The following is a 22,911-nucleotide window of genomic DNA, read 5'->3' on the forward strand; positions in this document are numbered from 1 at the left end:
GTTCTTCCACGGGGGGCGGCCTGCCGGGATGGCAGGCCGCCCGTGTGACTACTGCGAATCGCCGGCGATGTTCACCATCCACTGGATGCCGAACTTGTCGGTGCACATGCCGAACTGGTCGCCCCACGGTGCTCGCTCGAGCGGCATGGCGATGGTTCCGCCGTCGCTCAGCTTGTCCCAGTAGCCACGCAGCTCGGCCTCGTCGTCGCCGCTGAGCGAGATCGAGATGTTGTCCCCCGGGTTGTGGCTCATCTGGTTGGGGGTGTCCGCCGCCATCAGGACGAGACCGTTCGGGCTCGCCAGCATCGAATGCATGATCTTGTCCTGCTCGGACGGGTCGTCGCTCGCGTGCATCTCCGCGAACGTGCTCACGGTCAATTCGCCGCCGAACACGGATCGGTAGAACTCCATGGCCTGGCGGGCATTGTCGCGAAAGCTGATGTACGGATTCAGGCGTGTGGTCATGCGGGCCCCTCCCTCGGGCGTGCCACTGCTTCGGACCGATCGGCGACATTGTTGCACCGTCCCGGCTCGAACGGGGGAGTGTTCCGGAAGCAATTGCAACACAGCGGAATTCGGGTAATCCGGACCCTCGCGGGTGCGGGTGCGGGTGGATCCGCCGCGAAAATGCTGAGATTCGACCGAAACGTCCGTATTGTCACTGTCGTCGTGGGGAGCGGGTCGACGCTCACGGCGCACGGGCGGCCGGATTTCTCGTCGGACATCGTGGAGGATCAATGTGCACTCGGGCAATGTGGACCGGAAGCGGGCACGGCGTTCTCGTCGGCCGGAACATGGACTGGCGCGAGGAGATGGACACGAACCTGTGGTCACTTCCGCGCGGGGTCGACAGGATCGGGCACGACCGGGATCCCGACCCGATGACCTGGACGGCCCGGTACGGCAGTCTCGTGGCCGCCGTCTGGGACAACGCCACGAGCGACGGGATCAACGAGCGCGGCCTGGCCGCCCACGTGCTGTGGCTCGCGGAGGCGGACTTCGGGGAACGGGACCCGGAACTGCCCGCGCTCGCGGTGTCCCTGTGGCCGCAGATCTTCCTGGACCTGTGCGGCACCGTCGACGAGTGCCTCGCCCTGATGGCCGACCGGCCCTTCCAGGTCCGACCGTTGATCGAGCCGCGCTCCCAGCGTCCCGCGACCGTGCATCTGGCCCTCGAGGACGCGAGCGGTGACTCCCTGATCCTCGAGCACATCGGTGGAACGCTGCGGGTACACCACGGCCGCGCGAACACCGTCATGACGAACTCACCGCCGTACGACGAGCAGATCGAGCTCCGGAAGAGCTTCACCGGTTTCGGGGGATCCGAGCCGCTGCCCGGCACCACGGAGGCGTCCGACCGCTTCGTCCGGGCAAGCTACTATCTCGACCGGCTGCCCGCCGTGGAGACGCCGGCTCGTGCGTATGCGGCGCTGCTCAGCGTCATGCGCAATGTCGCGCAGCCGTTCGGCGAACCCGATCCGCAACGGCCGAACATCTCGATGACGATCTGGCGCACCCTGACGGACCTGACCGAGGGGCTGTACATGTTCGAATCGTCGTTCAGCCCGAACATCGTGTGGACCCGGTCGGCCGACATGGACTTCTCGACCTGCCGCAAGCTCGACCTCGCGAAACCGGGCCTGCTGGGCAACGTGAGCGGCGCGTTCACCGACGCGGCCGAGCCGCCCTTCACGCTGTCGTGAAGGACCCCGAGCCGAACGGTTCCGGCTAGTCGAAGCCGCCCCCGCCGGCGGGGAACTGGATCAGCACGACCCGATCGTCGTTCGGGCCCGGTTCGCCGCCGGCCTTGTTGACGGTGGACACCCACAGCTGCCCGTCGCCGCCCGCCGACGCGCCGCCGAGACGGCCGTAGCGGTCCTGCACCGCCGGCACGGGCGCCGCCGTCACCGCCCCTGTTCCCGGATCGATGGCGACCACCGCAACCGCCTTGCCGTCCGTCAGCGACACCGCGACCGCGTCCGCACCGGCCGCGCATCCGGCCACGCCCGGACGCTCGGGCCACGTCCAGGCGGGGGACGCGCCCACCGCGCCGTCCACACCGACACGCTGCAGCCGGTCCTCGAGCGCGGTGCGGTCGGTGACCCACAGGTTCCCGGCGGGATCCCGGCACACGTCGCCGGCCGTTCCGATCCCCGAGAGCACGACCGACGGCGCCGCGGCCGCGCCCGGCGCCGGCAGGGGCATCCGCAGCAACTTCCCGGCGAGCGACGCCGGATCGGCGGCCCCGGCCGGATTCCCGGCGTCGCCGGTGAGCACCACCAGGTCGGTGGGTGAGGTGAACTCGAGCGCGCCCGCGTTCCCGCTCGCTCCCCGCGGGATGCCGGTGAACACGGGCTTCGGGACGTCGCCCGCGGCGAGCCGCACGACGCGGTTGTCGGTCGGGGTGGTGATGTAGGCGTAGAGCAGCCGATCCTCGTCGAAGGTCGGCGACAGCGCGAGATCGAGCAGCCCGCCGTCGCCGGAACCGTCGACCGGCACGGTGGCCACTTCCACCGGTTCCGTGCGCGGTGCCACCCGCAGGATCCGGCCCGTGCGCCGCTCCGCGACGAGAGCGGAGCCGCCGTCCGGCATGGTGACCAGCCCTCCCGTGGTGTCGAGGCACGTGGCGACCACCGCGGGGTCCGGGTCCTGACACGGGCCCGGCGGTGTCGGCGGTGCGCCCGGCGTCGTGGTCGTCGTCGGGGGCTCGAGCGGTTCGAGTTCGGCGCCCGCGTCGAAGCTCGGCTCCGGCGTGAACGGCGTGGTGGTCGCGTCGTCGAACCGGGCACACGAGGTGGTGAGGGCGAGCAGACCCACGATCGACGCGACCGTCGCTCGCATCCGTCGCGACCCACCGACTCTCGCGCGCCTCGTCATGACCATGACGTTACCGGGGCGGCGCGCCCCGACTCGGTTCCCGGGTCGGCCCACCCGGGCGACCTACCCTGGTTCGGTGACCGACAAGGCGAAAGACCACGTCCCGGAGCCGACGCCGCAGGATGCCGCGGAGCCGGTGTCGAGTCCCTACGACAATCCCACCCTGGAGCTGCAGCGCCCCCGCTCGTCGATGCTCGAGTCCGATGACGACCTCGATCTCGACAACTCCGCCTTCGAGCGGCGCGGCCCCGCGCAGTACGGGTACGCAGACTCCGACGTCGCCCCCACCGAGCAGATGCACCGGTACGAGCCCGCGGGCGCCGTCGCGGCGCCGATCGGCGCGGAGGCCGGTGCCGCGGCCGGGCCGGCGAAGGCGCGCCGCGGCACACTGGACCTGGGGTTGCTCGTGCTGCGGCTCGTCGTCGGCGGCACGATGGTGGTGCACGGGGTGCAGAAGCTGACAGGGTTGTGGGGCGGCCCCGGCATGGACGGGTTCGAGGCGATGCTCGCCGACGCGGGCTACCAGCGCCCGGCCCTGCTCGCGGTGCTCGGTGCGGTGGGGGAGGTGGCGGCCGGAGCGCTGCTGATCCTCGGGCTGCTCACCCCGCTCGCCGCCGCCGCCGTGCTGGCGATCATGATCAACGCGTGGTTGTTCCGGCAGTCCGCCGAGCCGGGACTGCAGTACTTCGCGCCGGACGGGGTCGAGTACGAGACCCTGCTCGCGGCCGCCGCCGCGGTGATCGTGCTGACCGGTCCCGGTCGGGTCGCGGTCGACGGCACCCGCGGCTGGGCGACCCGGCCGTTCGCCGGCTCGTTCGTCGCGCTGCTGCTCGGCGTCGCGGGTGGGGTCTGCCTCTGGATATTCGGCCGCTGACGCGGGCGGTGCGTCCTTCGGGCGGCAGGAACAGCCCAAAGGACGCACCGGTGCCTACGGCACCCGGCGGACTGCACCCTTGTCGGCCGAGGTGGCCAACGCGGCGTAGGCGCGCAGGGCGGTGGTGACCGTGCGCTGCCGGTCGACCGGCAGCCACGGGCGCTCCGAAGCCTCCATCTTGGCGCGCCGCTCGGCGAGGACGGCGTCGTCGACGAGGACCTCGAGGGTGCGCGAGGGGACGTCGATGCGGATCCGGTCGCCGTTCTCGAGCAGACCGATGACGCCGCCGGACGCCGCCTCGGGCGAGATGTGGCCGATCGACAGTCCCGAGGTGCCGCCGGAGAACCGGCCGTCGGTGATCAGGGCGCACTGCTTGCCCAGTCCCGCGCCCTTCAGGAACGCGGTGGGATGCAACATCTCCTGCATGCCCGGCCCGCCCGACGGTCCCTCGTAACGGACCACGACGACGTCCCCGGGCTGCACCTTCTTGCCGAGGATCACCGACACGGCCTCCTCCTGCGACTCGACGACCAGCGCCGGGCCCTCGAAGGTGAACAGGTCCTCGTCGATGCCGGCGGTCTTGAGGATCGCGCCGTCCGGGGCGAGGTTGCCGCGCAGGACGACCAGTCCGCCCTCGACGGTGTAGGCGTGCTCGACGTCCCGGATGCAGCCGGCTGCGGCGTCCGTGTCCAGCGACGACCAGCGGTTGCCGGTGGAGAACGGCTCGGTGGTGCGGACGCCGCCGGGGGCCGCGTGGAACAGCTCGATCGCCTCGTCGGAGGCCTTGCCGGAGCGCACGTCCCACGTATCGAGCCACTCGTCGAAGCTCGTCGTGTGGACCGTGGTCACGTCCGTCTCGAGCAGCCCGGCGCGGCGCAGCTCGCCGAGGATCGCGGGGATGCCACCGGCCCGGTGGACGTCTTCCATGTGGTAGTCCGAGTTGGGGGAGACCTTCGCCAGGCACGGCACCTTGCGGCTGATGGCGTCGATCGTGCCGAGGTCGAAGTCGACCTCGCCCTCCTGCGCCGCGGCGAGCGTGTGCAGCACGGTGTTGGTCGAGCCGCCCATCGCGACGTCGAGCGCCATGGCGTTGCGGAACGCGGCGGGGGAGGCGATGTTGCGCGGCAGAACCGACGAGTCCTCGTCCCGGTACCAGCGCAGCGCCGCCTCGACGACCGTGGTGCCGGCTCGCTCGAACAGCGCCCGGCGTGCCGCGTGGGTGGCCAGCGTCGACCCGTTGCCGGGCAGTGCCAGTCCGAGCGCCTCGGTCAGGCAGTTCATGGAGTTCGCGGTGAACATGCCCGAGCACGACCCGCACGTGGGGCAGGCGCTGCGCTCGACCTCGTCGAGGCCGTCGTCGCTGACGGCGTCGTTGGCCGACGCCGAGATCGCGGTGATCAGGTCGGTGGGGGCCTGCGCGACACCGCCGACGACCACCGCCTTGCCGGCCTCCATCGGGCCGCCCGAGACGAACACCGTCGGGATGTTCAGGCGCATCGCGGCATTGAGCATGCCGGGGGTGATCTTGTCGCAGTTGGAGATGCACACCAGCGCGTCGGCGGTGTGCGCATTGACCATGTACTCCACCGAGTCGGCGATGATCTCGCGGCTGGGCAGCGAGTACAGCATGCCGCCGTGGCCCATGGCGATGCCGTCGTCGACGGCGATGGTGTGGAACTCGCGCGGCACACCGCCGGCGGCCCGCACCGCCTCGGCGACGATCTCGCCGACGTCCTTGAGGTGGACGTGGCCGGGCACGAACTGCGTGTAGGAGTTCGCGATCGCGACGATCGGCTTGCCGAAGTCGGAGTCGGTCATGCCGGTGGCGCGCCACAGGGCGCGGGCCCCGGCGGCGTTGCGTCCGGCGGTGGTGGTGCGTGACCTCAACGGGGGCATCGGGTTCCTCGGGGGCTAGGGCTGCTTCGGGGCTATGTGCTGCGCTGGGTGCTGCGCGGGCGCGGCGACGCCGGGGACCGGGCTCCGCCGGGCGGGGCAGGAGCGGGCCTGGGCGGCTTCGAATTTACTCGTGTGCTATTTCGACTCGACGTCCGCGTCCGGCTCGGTGTCCGCGGCCTGCTCCCGTGCCTCCGCGTCGCGCGCGGCCGCATACGGGTCGGTGATGCGACCGCCGCTGCCGGCGGCGAGCTGGGGGAGACGGCCGAACGTGACGACCGGCAGGGGTACCTCGGTGCCGTCGGTGCGGCGGGCGCGCGCCCAGCCCCGCTTGGGGAATCGCAGGCCGTCGAGTTCGTCCCAGGCGAGGGTCCGGGTCGAGAACGCGGACCGGGCGGTGATGCCCTCGGGCCCGACGACGGTGCGCACCCGCAGCACCCACGCGCCGACCAGGAACGGAATCACCACCATCCAGCCGAACGCGGCGGGCCAGGCCAGGGCCGGGGAGGCCACTCCGAGCAGCACGAACCCACACGCGAGCAGCGCGAGCCGGGAAATCTGGATGACCTGCGGCTGCTGTTCGGGCGTATGGGATGATGGGCGTGGTGGCACGGGCTGCTGTGGAGATGACACCTCACCATCTTCCCATTGCAGCCGAGGCATCTCACATTCTGGGACAGGTGACCGAACCAAGTTGACTGTCGGACGTTCGCGCGCCTACCGTCGAGCGCGTGAATCAGAATGGGTTGCTCGTAATCGGCCGGCGCGTCGTCGCCTGAGCCGCTTCTCGCAACTCGCCCACGACGCGCCACCCTCGTACAGCAGATGCTGCTGACGGGGGTTTTTTGTTGCCCGGAGCCAGAACCAGAGGAATCGCAGTGAGCGCACCAACCGCAAGGCCTCAACCTTCGCCGCGCAAGCCCGGGGCCGCAGCCCCGTCGCCCGCGGCCGCGGCCACCCAGTCCGGTAACCGTCGTCAGGTCGCCCCCGAGCGGGTCACCGGCGCACAGTCGGTGGTCCGGGCCCTCGAGGAGCTCGAAGTCGACACGGTATTCGGCATTCCGGGCGGTGCGATCCTCCCCGTCTACGACCCGCTGTTCGACTCGCAGAAGGTCCGGCACGTGCTGGTCCGCCACGAGCAGGGCGCCGGCCACGCCGCGACCGGATACGCCCAGGCCTCCGGCAAGGTCGGCGTGTGCATGGCCACCTCCGGTCCCGGCGCCACCAACCTCGTGACCCCGCTCGCCGACGCGCAGATGGACTCCGTCCCCGTCGTGGCGATCACGGGCCAGGTCGGCCGCGGTCTGATCGGCACCGACGCCTTCCAGGAGGCGGACATCTCGGGCATCACCATGCCGATCACCAAGCACAACTTCCTCGTGACCGACGGTGCCGAGATCCCCCGCGTCCTCGCCGAGGCGTTCTACCTGGCCGCGTCCGGCCGTCCCGGCGCGGTGCTCGTGGACATCCCGAAGGACATCCTGCAGGCCCAGACCACCTTCAGCTGGCCGCCGGAGATGCACCTGCCCGGCTACCGTCCCGTCACCAAGCCGCACGGCAAGCAGGTCCGTGAGGCCGCCCGCCTGATCGCCGAGGCGAAGTCGCCCGTGCTGTACATCGGCGGCGGTGTCATCAAGGCCGAGGCCTCTCCGGAGCTGCTCGAGCTGGCCGAGCTCACCGGCATCCCGGTCGTCACGACGCTCATGGCGCGCGGTGCGTTCCCCGACACCCACCGGCTCAACTGCGGCATGCCCGGCATGCACGGCACCGTCGCGGCGGTCGCCGCCCTGCAGAAGTCCGATCTGCTGATCACGCTCGGCGCGCGGTTCGACGACCGCGTCACCGGTCAGCTCGACTCGTTCGCGCCCGGCGCGAAGGTCATCCACGCGGACATCGACCCGGCCGAGATCGGCAAGAACCGGCACGCCGATGTGCCGATCGTGGGTGACTGCAAGGAGGTGATCGTCGAGCTGATCGAGGCGATCCGTGCGGATCTCGCCACGGGCACCACGCTCGAGTACGCCCAGTGGTGGGAGTACCTCGACGGGATCCGCCGCACCTACCCGCTCAGCTACGACCGGCCCGCCGACGGCATGCTCTCGCCGGAGTTCGTGATCCAGAAGGTCGGCAAGCTCGCCGGACCGGACGCGATCTACTGCGCCGGCGTCGGCCAGCACCAGATGTGGGCCGCGCAGTTCATCGACTACGAGAAGCCACGCACCTGGCTCAACTCCGGCGGCCTGGGCACCATGGGCTACGCCGTTCCGGCGGCCATGGGCGCCAAGATGGGCGTGCCCGACGCCGAGGTGTGGGCCATCGACGGCGACGGCTGCTTCCAGATGACCAACCAGGAACTGGCGACCTGCGCGGTGGAGGGTGTGCCGATCAAGGTCGCGCTCATCAACAACGGCAACCTCGGCATGGTGCGGCAGTGGCAGACGCTGTTCTACGAGGAGCGGTACTCGAACACGGACCTGGCCACCCACACCCTGCGCATCCCCGACTTCGTCAAGCTGGCCGAGGCTCTCGGCTGCGTCGGCATCCGCGTCGAGCGCGAGGAGGAGGTCGAGGACGCGATCCGCCAGGCGCAGTCGATCAACGACCGTCCGGTGGTCATCGACTTCATCGTCGGCAAGGACGCCCAGGTGTGGCCGATGGTCGCCGCGGGCACCGGCAACGACGAAATCATGGCGGCGCGGGGCATCCGCCCGCTGTTCGACGAGGACGAGGCGGCCGCCGAGCCGGCCGTCATCCACGAGGCACTCGAGCACGAGAAGCACCCGGACCAGCGCGGCGCCGCAGCAGCAGGAGAGGATCGTCAGTGAGCACCAGTCACACCCTCAGCGTTCTCGTCGAGGACAAGCCGGGCGTGCTGGCCCGCGTGGCGAGCCTGTTCTCCCGCCGCGGCTTCAACATCGAATCCCTCGCGGTGGGCGGCACCGAGATCCCCGAGATCTCCCGGATGACGATCGTCGTCACCGTCGACGAGTTCCCGCTCGAGCAGGTGACCAAGCAGCTCAACAAGCTCGTCAACGTCATCAAGATCGTCGAGCAGGAAGAGGAGGCCTCGGTCGCCCGCGAGCTGCTGCTGATCAAGGTGCGGGCGGACGCGAGCGTGCGGACGCAGGTCATCGAGACGGTGAATCTGTTCCGCGCCAAGGTGATCGACGTCTCGCCCGAGTCGCTCACGATCGAGGCCACCGGTACCCGGTCCAAGCTCGACGCCCTGCTGCGGATGCTCGAGCCCTACGGCATCCGCGAGATCGTGCAGTCCGGGGTCGTCGCGGTCGGACGCGGTCCGAAGTCGATCACGGCCACCCGTTAGCCTGAACACACCCTTATTTGCTGAGAGAGGTAACAACTGTGGCAGTCGAGATGTTCTACGACGACGACGCCGATCTGTCGATCATCCAGGGCCGCAAGGTCGCGGTGATCGGCTACGGCAGCCAGGGGCACGCGCACTCGCTGAGCCTGCGCGACTCCGGTGTCGAGGTGCGCATCGGTCTGAAGGAGGGCTCGAAGTCGCGGGCCAAGGCGGAGGAGGCGGGCCTGGCGGTCGGCACCCCGGCCGAGGTCTCCGAGTGGGCGGACGTCATCATGCTGCTGGCGCCCGACACCGCGCAGGCGTCGATCTTCAAGGAGGACATCGCGCCGAACCTGAAGGACGGCGACGCGCTGTTCTTCGGCCACGGCCTGAACATCCACTTCGGTCTCATCGAGGCGCCGGAGTTCGTCACCGTCGCGATGGTCGCCCCGAAGGGCCCCGGCCATCTCGTGCGCCGTCAGTTCGTCGACGGCAAGGGCGTCCCCGCCCTCATCGCCGTCCACCAGGATCCCAAGGGGGAGGGCCAGGCGCTGGCGCTGTCCTACGCCAAGGGCATCGGCGGCACCCGGGCCGGCGTCATCAAGACCACCTTCAAGGAAGAGACCGAGACCGACCTGTTCGGTGAGCAGGCCGTCCTCTGCGGTGGCACCGAGGAACTGGTCAAGACCGGTTTCGACGTGATGGTCGAGGCCGGCTACGCCCCGGAGATGGCGTACTTCGAGGTGCTGCACGAGCTCAAGCTCATCGTCGACCTCATGTACGAGGGCGGCATCGCCCGCATGAACTACTCGGTGTCCGACACCGCCGAGTTCGGTGGCTACCTCTCCGGGCCGCGCGTCATCGACGCCGGCACGAAGGAGCGCATGAAGGAGATCCTGAAGGACATCCAGGACGGCACCTTCGTCAAGCGTCTCGTCGCCAACGTCGAGGGCGGCAACAAGGAGCTCGAGTCGCTGCGCAAGAAGAACGCCGAGCACGGCATCGAGGTCGTCGGCAAGCAGCTGCGCGACCTGATGAGCTGGGTGGACCGCCCGATCACCGAGACCGCCTGATCGGATCCCGCCGCTTCGACGGCCCGGCACCGCTGTGGTGCCGGGCCGTCGGCGTTCCAGGGTGGATAATGCGCTGATGTCCTGGGGTCTGGGAAAGCTGCCGGGGGTCGTCACGGCCCGCACCTACCGCCGGGAGTGGCTGCGCCCCGACATCACCGCCGGCCTGGCACTCACCGCGCTGCTCATCCCCGCGGGCATGGGCTACGCGACGGCCGCCGGGTTGCCCGCCTACGCCGGCCTGTACGCCACGATCGTCCCGCTGCTGGTGTACGCGCTGGTGGGGCCGTCGAAAGTGCTTGTGCTCGGGCCTGATTCGTCCCTCGCCCCGCTCATCGCCGCGGCGGTGCTCCCGCTCGTCGCGACCGGTGACCCGCAGGAGGCGCTCGCGCTCGCGGGGGTCCTGGCCCTGCTCGTGGGCGTGATCCTCGTCGTCGCCGGCTTCCTGCGCCTCGGCTTCGTCACCGAACTGCTGTCCAAGCCCATCAGGCTCGGCTATCTCAACGGCATCGCGCTGGTCGTCGTGGTCGGTCAGCTCCCGAAACTGCTCGGCTTCTCGATCGACGAGCCGGGCCTGCTCCAGGACACCGCCGCGATCGTCCGGGCGGTGGCCGCCGGCGACGTCGATCTCGTCGCGGCGACCGTCGGTGTGGCGTCCCTGGCGGTCATCGTGGCGTTCCGCCTCCTGCGGGCGCGCATCCCGGGTGTCCTGGTTGCCGTGGTCGGGGCGTGCGTGGTGTCCGCGCTGCTCGGCCTCACCGACGAGATCGTCATGGTCGGGGCGCTGCCGTCGGGGCTGCCGACGCCCGATGTGGCGGCGGTGAGCTGGGGCGACGTGCTCGCACTGCTCGGCCCGGCGGCCGGCATCGCGCTCATCGCGTTCGCCGACACCGGCGTGCTCTCGCGCACGTTCGCCGCCCGCCGCGGCGACGACGTGGACGGCAGCACCGAGATGAAGGCCATCGGCGCCGCCAACGTCGCGACCGGGCTGTTCAGCGGTTTCCCCATCTCGGCGAGTTCGTCGCGCACGCCCGTCGCCGAGCAGAACGGTGCCCGCACCCAGCTCGTCGGGGTGGTCGGCGCCGTCGCCGTGCTGCTGTTCGTGCTGCTCGCGCCCGGCGCGACCGCCTATCTGCCCGAGGCGACGCTCGCCGCGGTCGTCCTCGTCGCCGCCTCGGCGCTCATCGACGTGCGCGGCGTGATCCGCATGTGGCGGATGAGCCGGATCGAGGCCGGTCTCGCGGCGGCGGCCTTCCTCGGCGTGGCGCTCGTCGGGGTGCTCGAAGGGATTCTCGTCGCCATCGGGCTCTCCTTCGTCGCCGTCGTGGGGCACGCATGGTCGCCGTACCGCACCGAACTCGTCGAACTCACCCGCGTCGCGGGTTTCCACGACATCAACCGCCACCCCGAGGGGCATCGCATCCCGGGCCTGCTGCTCGTGCGGTTCGACGCCCCGCTGTTCTTCGCCAACGGCTCGATCTTCGACGACTACGTCCGCTCGCTGGTCGCGAAATCGCCCGAACCGGTCGAGTGGGTCGTGATCGCCGCGGAACCGATCACCGGCCTCGACACCACCGCCGTCGACGAACTCGTCGACCTGGACCGGTACCTGGCCGGCAAGGGCATCCACTTGGCCTTCGCCGCGATGAAGGGTCCGATCAAGGACCGGCTGGTGCGGTTCGGGCTGGGAGATCGGTTCACCCGGGACCGCTTCTATCCGACGGTCCGCACCGCCGTCGTCGCGTTCCGGCACCGGCGCTCCACCGCGGGTCCCGGTCCCGCATAGCCGGGGCACGGCGTTCCGCCCTCGCGGCCCCCTCGCCCCGGGCCGGGTCCAGGTGCGGGGTCCCGGCGAAACGGCGCCCGTGCGAACGGAACTCGTCGACGGTGAGCGAGCGACGTTCCCCCGGGCGCAGGTTCGCCGCACCGCACGGTCCCGCTCCGGACCCCGAACGGCGGCTCGCGCCGGGACGGCGGCACCAGGTACCGGATCGAGCCGGAAGGCCTTCCCCGGCGCGGATTCGCCGGCGTTCGGGTCCGAACGGACCGCGGCCGTGGCGCCGCGGCCGTGGGTCGTTTCGTACCAGTAGGCAACCCATTCCGGGGCCGTGGCCCCGGGGCCGTGGCCCGGGCACTAAACTGAGCCCGGTCACGGCTGCATTCGCGCACCTCGGGGTGCGGCGCCGTCGACGACCCGTCAGACAAACCAACCACAGGGGAGTTCGCACGTGAGCCAGAATGGCCGTCCCGTTGTCCTGATCGCCGACAAGCTGGCGCAGTCGACCGTCGATGCGCTCGGTGACGGCGTCGAGGTGCGCTGGGTCGACGGTCCGGACCGTCCCGCGCTGCTCGCGGCGGTGCCCGAGGCGGACGCCCTGCTGGTCCGTTCGGCGACCACGGTCGACGCCGAGGTCCTCGCCGCCGCCACGAAGCTGAAGATCGTCGGTCGCGCCGGCGTCGGCCTCGACAATGTCGACATCCCGGCCGCCACCGAGCGCGGTGTGATGGTCGTCAACGCTCCGACGTCCAACATCCATTCGGCCGCCGAGCACGCCGTGGCGCTGCTGATGGCCACGGCCCGGCAGATCCCCGCCGCCGACCGCACCCTGCGTGAGCGCACCTGGAAGCGTTCGAGCTTCAACGGCACCGAGATCCTGGGCAAGACCGTCGGCGTCGTCGGTCTGGGCCGGATCGGGCAGCTGTTCGCGCAGCGCCTCGCCGCCTTCGAGACCCACGTCATCGCCTACGACCCCTACCTGCCGCCGGCCCGCGCCGCCCAGCTCGGGATCGAACTGGTCGACATCGACGAGCTGATCGAGCGCGCCGACTTCATCTCCGTGCACCTGCCCAAGACCAAGGAGACGGCCGGACTGATCAACGCCGAGCGGCTCGCGCGGGCCAAGGACGGCGTCATCATCGTCAACGCCGCCCGCGGCGGTCTCATCGACGAGGCCGCCCTCCACGACGCCCTCGTCTCCGGCAAGGTCCGCGCCGCCGGCCTCGACGTGTTCAGCTCCGAGCCCTGCACGGACTCGAGGCTGTTCGACCTCGACAACACCGTCGTCACCCCGCACCTCGGCGCCTCCACGACCGAGGCCCAGGACCGCGCCGGCACCGACGTCGCCAAGAGCGTGTTGCTGGCCCTGGCCGGCGAGTTCGTCCCGGACGCGGTGAACGTCTCCGGTGGCCCGGTCGGCGAGGAGGTCGCCCCGTGGCTCGAGCTCGTGCGCAAGCTCGGCCTGATCGCCGGCACCCTCTCGCCGGAGGCGGTGCAGAACGTGCAGGTCGTCGCCAGTGGCGAACTCTCCGCCGAGAACGTCGAGATCCTCGGCCTCGCGGCGCTGCGCGGCCTGTTCTCCGCCAGCAGCGACGAGCCGGTCACCTTCGTCAACGCCCCTGCCCTCGCCGAGCAGCGGGGCGTGAGTGTCGAGGTCGACAAGCACAGCGAGGCCTCCACCCACCGCAGCGCGGTGGAGGTCCGGGCCGTGGCCGCCGACGGTCTCGTCACCACTGTCACCGGTGCGCTGACCGGCCTGCAGCAGATCGAGAAGATCGTCAACATCAACGGCCGCAGCTTCGACCTGCGCGCCGAGGGCCACAACCTCGTCGTCCACTACGAGGATCGACCGGGGGTGCTCGGTGTCCTCGGCACGGTCCTCGGCAACGCCGGGGTCGACATCCAGGCGGCGGCACTGAGCCAGGACGTGGAGGGCCCCGGCGCCACGGTGATCCTGCGGGTCGACCGGGTCGTCGGCGACGCCGAGGTCGCGCAGATCGTGGAGCAGCTCGACGCCCGCGTCGCGCAGGTCGACCTGTCCTGAACCACCCCGCTGTATCCGATGGCCGCGATCGTCGAGCACGGTCGCGGCCGTCGTCGCGAAGAGGAAGAGAGTGTGCCCATGAAGCTTGCGGTCATCCCCGGTGACGGCATCGGTGTCGAGGTCACGGCCGAGGCCCTCAAGGTGCTCAGGACGCTGGTCCCCGATCTCGAGACCACCGAGTACGACCTCGGTGCCCGGCGGTACAACGCCACCGGGGAACTGCTCCCGGACGCCGACCTGGCGGCGATCCGCGCGCACGATGCGATCCTGCTCGGCGCCATCGGCGACCCGTCCGTCACCCCGGGCGTGCTCGAGCGGGGACTGCTGCTGAACATGCGGTTCGCGCTCGATCACCACGTCAACCTGCGGCCGTCGCGGCTGTACCCGGGGGCGAAGTCCCCGCTCGCGGCGCAGCCGGAGATCGACTTCGTGGTGGTGCGGGAGGGCACCGAGGGCCCCTACACCGGCAACGGCGGCGCCATCCGCGTCGGCACCCCCCACGAGATCGCCACCGAGGTCTCGGTCAACACCTGGTTCGGTGCCGAGCGCGTCGTGCGTTACGCCTTCGAGCTCGCGCAGAGCCGGCGCAAGCACCTCACCCTGATCCACAAGACCAACGTGCTCTCCAACGCCGGTGCCATCTGGACGCGTGCGGTCGAGAGGGTGGGCGCGGAGTTCCCGGAGGTCGAGACGGCCTACTGCCATATCGACGCCGCCACCATCTACATGGTCGACGACCCGGGCCGGTTCGACGTGATCGTGACCGACAACCTGTTCGGCGACATCATCACCGATCTCGCCGGTGCGGTCACCGGGGGCATCGGCCTGGCGGCCAGCGGCAACATCGATGCCTCCGGCACCAACCCGTCGATGTTCGAGCCGGTGCACGGCAGCGCCCCGGACATCGCGGGCAAGGGCATCGCCGATCCGACCGCGGCGATCCTGTCGGTCGCTCTGCTGCTGCGCCACCTCGGCCGGGCGGACGAGGCGGCCCGGGTCGAGCGTGCGGTCGAGGCGGACCTCGCCGCCCGCGGCACGGGTCCGATCGTGACCACGGAGGTCGGCGACCGCATCGCGGCCGCCGTCTGATCCGGTTTCGGTGCGGCCTCCCGGTGTCCGGGAGGCCGCACCGGCTCATTTGCGGGGGACGAGGGGCACCGCGGCGGCCGGGATCAGCGCGGCGAGCGCGAACGCCGCGGGAAAGCCGGCCAGTGCGATGAGCCCGCCGAACGCGGGACCCACGCACGCCGCGGCGACGAACTGGCCGGTGTTCTGGATGCCGAGCGCGCGGCCACCCCAGAACGGTCCCGCGATCTCGGCGACGGCGGTGAACGCCAGCCCGTTCGGGGCCACCGTCGTCACCGATGCCACGATCAGCAGCGCGACGGCGACGGCCGAGTCGGTGAGCGCGGCGGCCGCGAGCGCTGCCATGGACAGCACGACCGAGAGCGCCACGAGCCGCAGCGGCCGCAGGCGGCTGCCGACCCGGTCGGACCACCCGCCGGCGGCGACGCGACCGAGCGCACCGAGGAACTGCGCGGCGGTGATGACCAGGCCCGCGGCGGACTCGGTCCAGCCGCGATCGGAGATCAGCCACACCAGCGCGTAGGTCCACACCACGTACTGGGGCACCACCAGCAGCACCGACGCGGCGTGGATCCGTTGCAGCGACCGCCCGGCGCGGTAGGGGTTGTCGAGCAGGCCGAGTTCGGCGGCCCGGCCGCGTTCCGGCCGCGGTGGGTCGACGATGCCGATCGCGCACGCTACCGCGGCGACGGCACACACCGCGGCGGAGAAGGCCAGGGCCGAGCCGATTCCGTGGTCGCGCGCGAGCGGAGGAATGGTCAACGCGGCGACGGCGACGCCGAGCGGCAGCGACATCTGCCGGATCCCCATGGCGAGACCGCGCTGCTGCGGCGGGAACCAGCCGACGACGACGCGACCGCTCGCGGCGTTGGCGCTCGCCGCGGCGGCACCGCCGAGGGCGAGCATGAGCGCGAGCATCGGCAGGGTCCCGCTGGCGGCGGCTGCGGCCGTGGCCGCCGCAGCCAGGGCGAGTCCTGCGGCCAGGACCCGCCGCTCGCCGTACCGGTCGGCCAGGGCACCCCACGCGACGAGACTGAACACGACCCCGAATATCGGCGCGGCCGAAAGTGTTCCGGCCTGGGCGAGCGTAAGGCCGCGGTCCTCGTGGAGCGCAGGGATGAGGAAGGCGGCGCCGTTGACGAGGACCGCCTGGGCCGCCTGCGCGAACACGCCGAGCGCCAGGATGACCCAGCGCCGCGCGCCGATGTCCCGAACCGTCATGTCATCTCACTATCTGAAACAAAATTCCCGTATTGTGAACTTCCCGGTGGCAGCCTATACCTGCGCCCCGTGGTCCGCAGGGCCGCCTGCGGCGACACGGATAGACTCCCCGGCATGCGCCTTGGTCGAATTGCCAGCCCGGACGGTGTCGCCTTCGTCAGCATCGAGGGGGAGGGGGACGCCGCGACGGCGAAGGAGATCGCCGAACACCCCTTCGGCACCCCGACCTTCACCGGCCGCAGCTGGCCGCTCGCCGACGTCCGACTGCTCGCGCCGATCCTGGCGAGCAAGGTGGTCTGCGTCGGCCGCAACTACGCCGCCCACGCGGCCGAATCCGGGAACGAGGTTCCCGACGAGCCGGTGATCTTCCTCAAGCCGAACACCTCCATCGTCGGCCCGGGGGCGCCGATCGTGCTCCCGCCGAGCAGCGGCCTCGTCCACCACGAGGCGGAGCTCGCCGTCGTCATCGGCCGTCCCTGCAAGGACGTTCCGGCCGCGAAGGCCCTCGACGTCGTCCTCGGCTACACCGTCGCCAACGACGTCTCCGCGCGCGACCATCAGCAGCAGGACGGGCAGTGGACGCGGGCCAAGGGGCACGACACGTTCTGCCCCCTCGGCCCGTGGATCGAGACGAACATCGATCCCACGGACCTCGAGATCTCCGCGCAGGTCGACGGGCATACGCGCCAGCGCAGCCGAACGTCGTTGATGGTGCACGACATTCCGAAGCTGATCGAGTGGATCTCGGCGGTGATGACGCTGCTGCCGGGCGACGTGATCCTCACCGGGACCCCGGAGGGAGTCGGGCCGATCGTCGACGGCAACACCGTCTCGATCACCGTCGAGGGCATCGGCACGCTGACGAATCCGGTGACCGCCAAGCGCAGGTAGCAGGCGGACCGCGGCTTCGCGGCCGGCACGCCCGGGACTAGCCTGGAGGGGACTTTTCGATCCCTCGACCCGAGTGAGCCATGACCAACAGCGAAGTACGCGTTCGTTTCTGTCCGTCCCCGACCGGAACCCCGCACGTGGGCCTCGTGCGCACCGCCCTGTTCAACTGGGCTTTCGCCCGTCACCACGGCGGCACCTTCGTGTTCCGCATCGAGGACACCGACGCCGCCCGCGACACCGAGGAGTCGTACCAGGCGATCCTCGACGCGCTCCGGTGGCTCGGCCTCGACTGGGACGAGGGTCCCGAGGTGGGCGGCCCGTACGAGCCGTACCGGCAGTCGCAGCGCCGCGACCTGCATCTCGACGTCGTCGCCAGGCTGCTCGAGGCGGGCGAGGCGTACGAATCGTTCTCCACGCCCGAGGAGGTCGAGGCGCGCCACCGCGCGGCCGGTCGCGACCCGAAGCTCGGCTACGACAACCACGACCGCGATCTGACCGCGGAGCAGCGGCAGGCGTACCGCGACGAGGGGCGCAAGCCCGTGGTGCGGCTGCGCATGCCCGATCACGACCTGACGTGGAACGACCTGGTGCGCGGCGAGACCACGTTCAAGGCCGGCACCGTGCCCGATTTCGCCCTCACCCGCGGCAACGGCATCCCGCTCTACACGCTCGTCAATCCCGTCGACGATGCCCTGATGCGGATCACCCACGTGCTGCGTGGCGAGGACCTGCTCTCGTCGACCCCGCGCCAGCTCGCGCTCTACGAGGCGCTGCGGCGCATCGGCGTGACCGATTTCACGCCCGAGTTCGGCCACCTGCCGTTCGTGATGGGGCAGGGCAACAAGAAGCTCTCCAAGCGCGACCCCGAGTCCAACCTGTTCATCCACCGCGACCGCGGCTTCATCGCCGAGGGCCTGCTCAACTACCTCGCGCTCCTCGGCTGGGGCCTGGCCGACGACCGTGACGTCTTCTCGCTCGACGAGATGGTCGCCGCCTTCGACATCGCCAAGGTCAACTCGAATCCGGCCCGGTTCGACCAGAAGAAGGCCGACGCCATCAACGCCGAGCACATCCGCTTGCTCGAACCGGCCGACTTCGCGGCCCGGCTGAAGACGTTCCTCGTGGAGCACGGGCACATCGCCGGTGACGTCGACGACGCCCGGTTCGCGGTGGCGGCCGAGCTGGTCCAGACCCGCATCGTGGTGCTCTCGGACGCGTGGGACCTGCTGAAGTTCCTCTACGTGGACGAGGCCGACTTCACGCTCGACGAGGCGGCCGCGGCCAAGAACCTCGGCCCCGACGCCGCGCCCGTGCTGGACGCGACGATCGCCGCGGCCGACGGTGTGCCCGAGTGGAGCGCGGCGGCCCTCGAAGAGGCCCTCAAGGTCGCGCTGATCGACGAGCTCGGCCTCAAGCCCCGCAAGGCCTTCGCTCCGGTGCGCGTGGCGCTCACGGGCTCGCACATCAGCCCGCCGCTGTACGAGTCGATGGAACTGCTCGGCCGGGACGTCTCGCTCACGCGCCTGCGTGCCGCCCGGGCCCACATCGCCTGAGCGGTGCCGGGCCGCCCGCGGCGCCTCCCGCGGTCGGCCCGGCGTCGTGCAGGTTGTGGATTTACCCGCTCTGACCTGGCGATTTGTTATTGGGGGCACCCATGGTGCTAACCTTCTTCTCGGTTCGGAACGGAGGCCGCAGCGCCGCGAGGCAGGTCTTCGGAACAAGCCATTGGGGTATGGTGTAATTGGCAACACAGCTGATTCTGGTTCAGCCATTCTAGGTTCGAGTCCTGGTACCCCAGCGTCTGCCCGGTGATTTTGTCACCGAGCCTCGGCCGGTTAAGCTGGCTGAGCTTCCCGCCGCAGGGTGGGAGGAGCAACAGAGAAGAAAGTTCCTGGCCCCGTCGTCTAGCGGCCTAGGACGCCGCCCTCTCAAGGCGGTAGCGCGGGTTCAAATCCCGTCGGGGCTACCACGGACGGCCCTTCGATCGCGAGTTCGAAGGGCGTTCTTCTCTGAGCAGTGAAAGTTCCTGGCCCCGTCGTCTAGCGGCCTAGGACGCCGCCCTCTCAAGGCGGTAGCGCGGGTTCAAATCCCGTCGGGGCTACCACGCGAAGGTCCCTCCGATCCACGGATCGGAGGGACCTTCGTCGTGTGTGCTCGTCATCCGCTCTTGCGCCGGAAATTGCGGCGGTGGTCGGCGCTGCCGTGCGGCGCCTGCGCCTTGGCCCTCCCGTCGAGATGGTCCGAGCCGCGACGGGCGTGCTGATTCTTGCGCTCGAGGGCTGCGCGGAACTGCTCCGCGATCCGGTCCCCGCTCGGGTCGTTCATCGCTGTCTCCCTTCCCTCACCCGGAGCTCGGTCCGGGACATCCCGGAATCTAACTCGGCAACCCGGCGTCTGTCGCCCGGTTTTCCAGCGCCTCGAACAGATACGGTGCCGTGCTGCCGCCGATCGGCATCGCCGGCATCCCGAGCTTGCGGTGGTCCCAGGACCGGGTCCGTTCCGCGACGACCCGCACCGCGACGCGCTTGTGCATCATCTGCTCGACCGCAGGGCGCAGTTCCGCGGTGTAGGGGCCGGTGTAGCGTTCCCACACGCTGCGGCACACCTCGAACAGCACGTCTCGGTCCTCGACCACCTCGGCGTGCCCCTCGAGCGAGACGCCGCGCAGGGTGTCGTAGGTGTGGCCGTCCTCGACCAGGGCGCTGATCCGGTTGTCGCGCCGCAGATTGACCGCCTTCTGCGATTTCCGCTTCGTCTCGAACCAGATTTCGCCGTCGAGCACCGCGTACCACATCGCGACGAGGTGCGGGAGGCCGCCGGGGCCGACCGTCGCCATCGTCGCGACGCGGCTGCGTTCGAGAAAGTCGCCGATCTCGGCGTCGGTCATCGTGATCTGTGTGCGCTGGTTGGTTCCCATCCGTGCACTGTCGCACAGGAGCCGGCGGGTGGACGGACTACTGCAGTCGCTTCTGCAGCGCGTCGGCGGCCGCCAGCAGGTCCGCGGCCCAGCGCGCCCCGGGCCGGCGGCCCATGCGGTCGACGGGTCCCGAGACGGAGATCGCGGCCACGACGGCCCCGGAGGCATCGCGCACGGGGGCGGCCACCGAGGCGACCCCGGGTTCGCGTTCGGCGACGCTCTGCGCCCAGCCCCGGCGACGGACTTCGGCGAGCACCCGCTCGCCGAATGCGGCCTCCGGCAGGATCGCCCGCTGCGTCGCGGCGTCGGCCCAGGCGAGCAGGACCCTGGCTCCGGACCCGGCGGTCATCGGCAGCCGGGCCCCCACGAGGACGGTGTCGCGCAGGCCGGTCGGGGGTTCGAGGGCCGCGACGCACACCCGGTGAGTGCCCTCCCGTCGATACAACTGCACGCTCTCACCGGTGATCTCGCGCAGGCGCGGCAGCACGAGCGAGGCGGCGTCGACGAGTGCGTCTCCCGCGCCTGCCGACAGTTCGGCCAGGCCGGGGCCCGGCCGCCACTGGCCGTCACCGTCGCGGGCGAGCAGCCGATGCACTTCGAGCCCGACCGCGAGCCGGTGGGCGGTGGCGCGGGGAAGTCCGGTGCGGGCGCACAGTTCGGTGAGAGTGCAGGGCTGCTCCGCCACTGCATGGAGGACGGCCATGGCTTTGTCCAGCACTCCGATCCCGCTATGCTGTCTCATAGGTCGATACCTCCGTCTCGCATAATGGGAAGCATAACCCACGCGGAACCGGGCGGGGACGACAGCATTCGCGGCCCGGGACAGCCCCGAGAACGGGATCCGCGTTCGTCACGTACGACAGGTGGAGAAGATGGCTGGAAAGACTCTGGCGGAGAAGGTGTGGGACCAGCACGTGGTCGTGCGCGGTACGGGAGAGGGCGCGGCGCGACAGCCGGACCTGATCTACATCGATCTGCATCTCGTGCACGAGGTCACGAGCCCGCAGGCGTTCGACGGTCTGCGGTTGGCGGATCGGCCCGTGCGACGGCCGGACCTCACCATCGCGACCGAGGACCACAACGTGCCCACGGTCGACATCGACAAGCCCATCGCCGACCCCGTCTCGCGCACCCAGGTCGAGACGCTGCGCCGCAACTGCGAGGAGTTCGGCATCCGGCTGCATCCGATGGGTGACGTCGAACAGGGCATCGTCCACGTCGTCGGACCGCAGCTCGGTCTGACGCAGCCGGGCATGACGGTGGTGTGCGGCGACAGCCACACCTCCACCCACGGCGCCTTCGGTGCCCTGGCGATGGGCATCGGCACCAGCGAGGTCGAGCACGTGCTGGCAACCCAGACACTGTCGCTGCGCCCGTTCAAGACCATGGCGATCACCGTCGACGGCGCACTGCCGCCCGGCGTCACGAGCAAGGATCTGATCCTCGCCGTCATCGCCCGGATCGGCACCGGCGGCGGCCAGGGTTACGTGCTCGAGTACCGCGGCGAGGCGATCCGGAAGCTGTCGATGGAAGCGCGGATGACCATCTGCAACATGTCCATCGAGGCAGGCGCCCGAGCCGGGATGATCGCGCCCGACGAGACCACCTACGAGTTCCTGAAGGGGCGCCCGCACGCCCCTCAGGGCGCGGACTGGGACGCCGCGGTGGCCGCGTGGGAGCAGTTGAAGACCGACGAGGACGCGGTTTTCGACGCCGAGGTCCACATCGACGGCTCGTCCCTGACGCCCTTCGTCACGTGGGGCACCAACCCGGGCCAGGGCGCGCCCCTCGGCGCGTCGGTGCCCGACCCGGAGGCGATGGCGGACGAGGGTGAGCGCCTCGCGGCCGAGAAGGCGCTGCGGTACATGGGACTCGAGCCCGGAACCCCGCTGCGTGAGGTGCCGGTCGACACCGTCTTCGTCGGCTCGTGCACCAACGGCCGGATCGAGGATCTGCGCGCCGTTGCGGAAGTTCTCCAGGGCCGCAAGGTCGCCGACGGCGTTCGTATGCTCGTCGTGCCCGGATCGATGCGCGTTCGTGCCCAAGCCGAAGCCGAAGGTCTCGGTGAGGTCTTCACGGCCGCGGGCGCGGAATGGCGCCAGGCCGGCTGCTCGATGTGCCTGGGCATGAATCCGGATCAGCTGGCGCCGGGCGAGCGCTGTGCATCGACCTCGAACCGGAACTTCGAAGGCCGCCAGGGCAAGGGCGGACGTACCCACCTCGTCTCGCCTCAGGTCGCCGCGGCGACCGCGGTGCGCGGCACTCTCTCCGCTCCGGCGGATCTGGACTAGGTCACGGGACCGAAGGAGAATTTCGATGGAAGCCTTCACCACTCACAAGGGCATCGGCGTTCCGCTGCGCCGGTCGAATGTCGACACCGACCAGATCATCCCCGCGGTGTATCTGAAGCGGGTCACTCGAAGCGGATTCGAGGACGGGCTGTTTGCCGCCTGGCGCACGGATCCGGCCTTCGTGCTGAACACTCCGCCGTTCGACCGGGGCAGTGTCCTCGTGGCCGGGCCGGATTTCGGCACCGGGTCCTCCCGCGAGCACGCCGTGTGGGCGCTGTCCGATTACGGTTTCCGCGTCGTGATCTCGTCCCGCTTCGCCGACATCTTCCGGGGCAACTCCGGAAAGGCCGGACTGCTGGCCGCTGAGGTCGAGCAGCCGGACGTCGAATTGCTCTGGAAGCTCATCGAACAACAGCCGGGGCTGGAGCTGGAGGTCGACCTCGAGCATCGCACCGTGACCGCCGGAACCACCGTGGTGCCGTTCAGCATTGACGACTACACACGGTGGCGTCTGCTGGAGGGTCTCGACGACATCGGGCTCACGTTACGGCAGGTAGAGGCGATTTCCGAGTTCGAAAACGCAAGGCCGTCTTGGAAACCGCGAACCCTCCCGGCGCCCTGATCCAGCCCCGAATCGAGCCCGGGCGGGCCGGATCCGACGACACG

The 22,911-nt window shown here is 70.4% G+C and carries 20 protein-coding genes and 3 tRNA genes; 15 read left to right on the top strand and 8 right to left on the bottom strand.

The window, feature by feature from the left end:
- Positions 1 to 48 precede the first annotated feature (48 nt).
- The gene (locus ACWPOB_RS18055) at positions 49 to 465 is read right to left on the bottom strand and encodes a VOC family protein (protein ID WP_455401668.1); all 417 of its coding nucleotides are present in this window, start codon (positions 463 to 465) and stop codon (positions 49 to 51) included.
- 287 nt (positions 466 to 752) lie between these two features.
- Here ACWPOB_RS18055 and ACWPOB_RS18060 point away from each other — a divergent pair, with 287 nt between their 5' ends.
- The gene (locus ACWPOB_RS18060; RefSeq protein ID WP_100058078.1) at positions 753 to 1,703 is read left to right on the top strand and encodes a linear amide C-N hydrolase; all 951 of its coding nucleotides are present in this window, start codon (positions 753 to 755) and stop codon (positions 1,701 to 1,703) included.
- A 25-nt stretch (positions 1,704 to 1,728) separates the two neighbouring features.
- Here ACWPOB_RS18060 and ACWPOB_RS18065 read toward each other — a convergent pair whose 3' ends face one another.
- The gene (locus tag ACWPOB_RS18065) at positions 1,729 to 2,841 is read right to left on the bottom strand and encodes a PQQ-dependent sugar dehydrogenase (RefSeq protein WP_455401683.1); all 1,113 of its coding nucleotides are present in this window, start codon (positions 2,839 to 2,841) and stop codon (positions 1,729 to 1,731) included.
- Between the two features lie 112 nt (positions 2,842 to 2,953).
- Between ACWPOB_RS18065 and ACWPOB_RS18070 the strand changes: the two genes are divergently transcribed.
- Positions 2,954 to 3,751 (top strand): DoxX family protein, encoded by a 798-nt coding sequence (locus ACWPOB_RS18070; RefSeq protein WP_455401669.1) that lies wholly within the window; start codon positions 2,954 to 2,956, stop codon positions 3,749 to 3,751.
- Positions 3,752 to 3,805: 54 nt separating this feature from the next.
- Here ACWPOB_RS18070 and ilvD read toward each other — a convergent pair whose 3' ends face one another.
- Positions 3,806 to 5,647: a dihydroxy-acid dehydratase gene (gene ilvD / locus ACWPOB_RS18075; protein ID WP_455401670.1), complete on the bottom strand. Its 1,842-nt coding sequence runs from the start codon at positions 5,645 to 5,647 to the stop codon at positions 3,806 to 3,808.
- A 135-nt stretch (positions 5,648 to 5,782) separates the two neighbouring features.
- Positions 5,783 to 6,256 carry a PH domain-containing protein gene (locus tag ACWPOB_RS18080; protein WP_455401684.1) on the bottom strand — a complete coding sequence of 158 codons (474 nt, stop codon included), beginning with the start codon at positions 6,254 to 6,256 and terminating at the stop codon, positions 5,783 to 5,785.
- Positions 6,257 to 6,522: 266 nt separating this feature from the next.
- On the opposite strand from ACWPOB_RS18080, the gene ACWPOB_RS18085 reads away from it, so the two are divergent.
- From ACWPOB_RS18085 to ACWPOB_RS18110, 6 genes are all read left to right on the top strand, one after another.
- Positions 6,523 to 8,469 (top strand): acetolactate synthase large subunit, encoded by a 1,947-nt coding sequence (locus ACWPOB_RS18085; RefSeq protein WP_006934250.1) that lies wholly within the window; start codon positions 6,523 to 6,525, stop codon positions 8,467 to 8,469.
- The gene (gene ilvN, locus ACWPOB_RS18090; RefSeq protein WP_006934252.1) at positions 8,466 to 8,969 is read left to right on the top strand and encodes an acetolactate synthase small subunit; all 504 of its coding nucleotides are present in this window, start codon (positions 8,466 to 8,468) and stop codon (positions 8,967 to 8,969) included. The genes ACWPOB_RS18085 and ilvN overlap by 4 nt, the downstream gene beginning before the upstream one ends.
- A 50-nt stretch (positions 8,970 to 9,019) precedes the next feature.
- Positions 9,020 to 10,021 carry a ketol-acid reductoisomerase gene (gene ilvC, locus ACWPOB_RS18095; RefSeq protein WP_029544417.1) on the top strand — a complete coding sequence of 334 codons (1,002 nt, stop codon included), beginning with the start codon at positions 9,020 to 9,022 and terminating at the stop codon, positions 10,019 to 10,021.
- 76 nt (positions 10,022 to 10,097) lie between these two features.
- Positions 10,098 to 11,804 carry a SulP family inorganic anion transporter gene (locus ACWPOB_RS18100; protein WP_100056875.1) on the top strand — a complete coding sequence of 569 codons (1,707 nt, stop codon included), beginning with the start codon at positions 10,098 to 10,100 and terminating at the stop codon, positions 11,802 to 11,804.
- A gap of 442 nt (positions 11,805 to 12,246) precedes the next feature.
- Entirely contained in the window at positions 12,247 to 13,839 is a 1,593-nt protein-coding gene (gene serA, locus ACWPOB_RS18105) for a phosphoglycerate dehydrogenase (RefSeq protein WP_455401671.1), read from the top strand.
- Between the two features lie 78 nt (positions 13,840 to 13,917).
- Positions 13,918 to 14,928 (top strand): 3-isopropylmalate dehydrogenase, encoded by a 1,011-nt coding sequence (locus tag ACWPOB_RS18110; RefSeq protein WP_455401672.1) that lies wholly within the window; start codon positions 13,918 to 13,920, stop codon positions 14,926 to 14,928.
- 45 nt (positions 14,929 to 14,973) lie between these two features.
- Here the strand turns inward: ACWPOB_RS18110 and ACWPOB_RS18115 are convergent, their stop codons facing one another.
- Entirely contained in the window at positions 14,974 to 16,146 is a 1,173-nt protein-coding gene (locus tag ACWPOB_RS18115) for an MFS transporter (protein ID WP_455401673.1), read from the bottom strand.
- A 114-nt stretch (positions 16,147 to 16,260) separates the two neighbouring features.
- On the opposite strand from ACWPOB_RS18115, the gene ACWPOB_RS18120 reads away from it, so the two are divergent.
- From ACWPOB_RS18120 to ACWPOB_RS18140, 5 genes are all read left to right on the top strand, one after another.
- On the top strand, positions 16,261 to 17,037 hold the full coding sequence (locus ACWPOB_RS18120; protein ID WP_455401674.1) for a fumarylacetoacetate hydrolase family protein: 777 nt from the start codon (positions 16,261 to 16,263) through the stop codon (positions 17,035 to 17,037).
- An 80-nt stretch (positions 17,038 to 17,117) separates the two neighbouring features.
- Positions 17,118 to 18,590, top strand: a complete 1,473-nt coding sequence (gene gltX / locus ACWPOB_RS18125) for a glutamate--tRNA ligase (protein WP_455401675.1) — start codon at positions 17,118 to 17,120, stop codon at positions 18,588 to 18,590.
- A 173-nt stretch (positions 18,591 to 18,763) separates the two neighbouring features.
- Positions 18,764 to 18,835 (top strand) — tRNA-Gln (locus ACWPOB_RS18130).
- 95 nt (positions 18,836 to 18,930) lie between these two features.
- A tRNA-Glu gene (locus ACWPOB_RS18135) sits at positions 18,931 to 19,006 on the top strand.
- A gap of 59 nt (positions 19,007 to 19,065) precedes the next feature.
- Positions 19,066 to 19,141: transfer RNA gene (locus tag ACWPOB_RS18140), tRNA-Glu, on the top strand.
- 53 nt (positions 19,142 to 19,194) lie between these two features.
- Here the strand turns inward: ACWPOB_RS18140 and ACWPOB_RS18145 are convergent.
- The 3 genes from ACWPOB_RS18145 to ACWPOB_RS18155 are packed head-to-tail and all read right to left on the bottom strand — an operon-like array spanning position 19,195 to position 20,696.
- Positions 19,195 to 19,362: a DUF5302 domain-containing protein gene (locus tag ACWPOB_RS18145; RefSeq protein ID WP_006934262.1), complete on the bottom strand. Its 168-nt coding sequence runs from the start codon at positions 19,360 to 19,362 to the stop codon at positions 19,195 to 19,197.
- Between the two features lie 49 nt (positions 19,363 to 19,411).
- A complete protein-coding gene (locus ACWPOB_RS18150; RefSeq protein ID WP_100059246.1) occupies positions 19,412 to 19,954 on the bottom strand; it encodes a pyridoxamine 5'-phosphate oxidase family protein in 543 nt (180 codons plus the stop codon).
- A 37-nt stretch (positions 19,955 to 19,991) separates the two neighbouring features.
- Positions 19,992 to 20,696: an IclR family transcriptional regulator gene (locus ACWPOB_RS18155; RefSeq protein WP_029544405.1), complete on the bottom strand. Its 705-nt coding sequence runs from the start codon at positions 20,694 to 20,696 to the stop codon at positions 19,992 to 19,994.
- 130 nt (positions 20,697 to 20,826) lie between these two features.
- Between ACWPOB_RS18155 and leuC the strand changes: the two genes are divergently transcribed.
- Both leuC and leuD read left to right on the top strand, forming a co-directional pair.
- Entirely contained in the window at positions 20,827 to 22,245 is a 1,419-nt protein-coding gene (gene leuC / locus ACWPOB_RS18160; RefSeq protein ID WP_455401676.1) for a 3-isopropylmalate dehydratase large subunit, read from the top strand.
- A 25-nt stretch (positions 22,246 to 22,270) separates the two neighbouring features.
- Entirely contained in the window at positions 22,271 to 22,867 is a 597-nt protein-coding gene (gene leuD, locus ACWPOB_RS18165) for a 3-isopropylmalate dehydratase small subunit (protein WP_100058693.1), read from the top strand.
- Positions 22,868 to 22,911 lie beyond the last annotated feature (44 nt).

This window comes from Rhodococcus sp. 2H158, assembly GCF_053764755.1.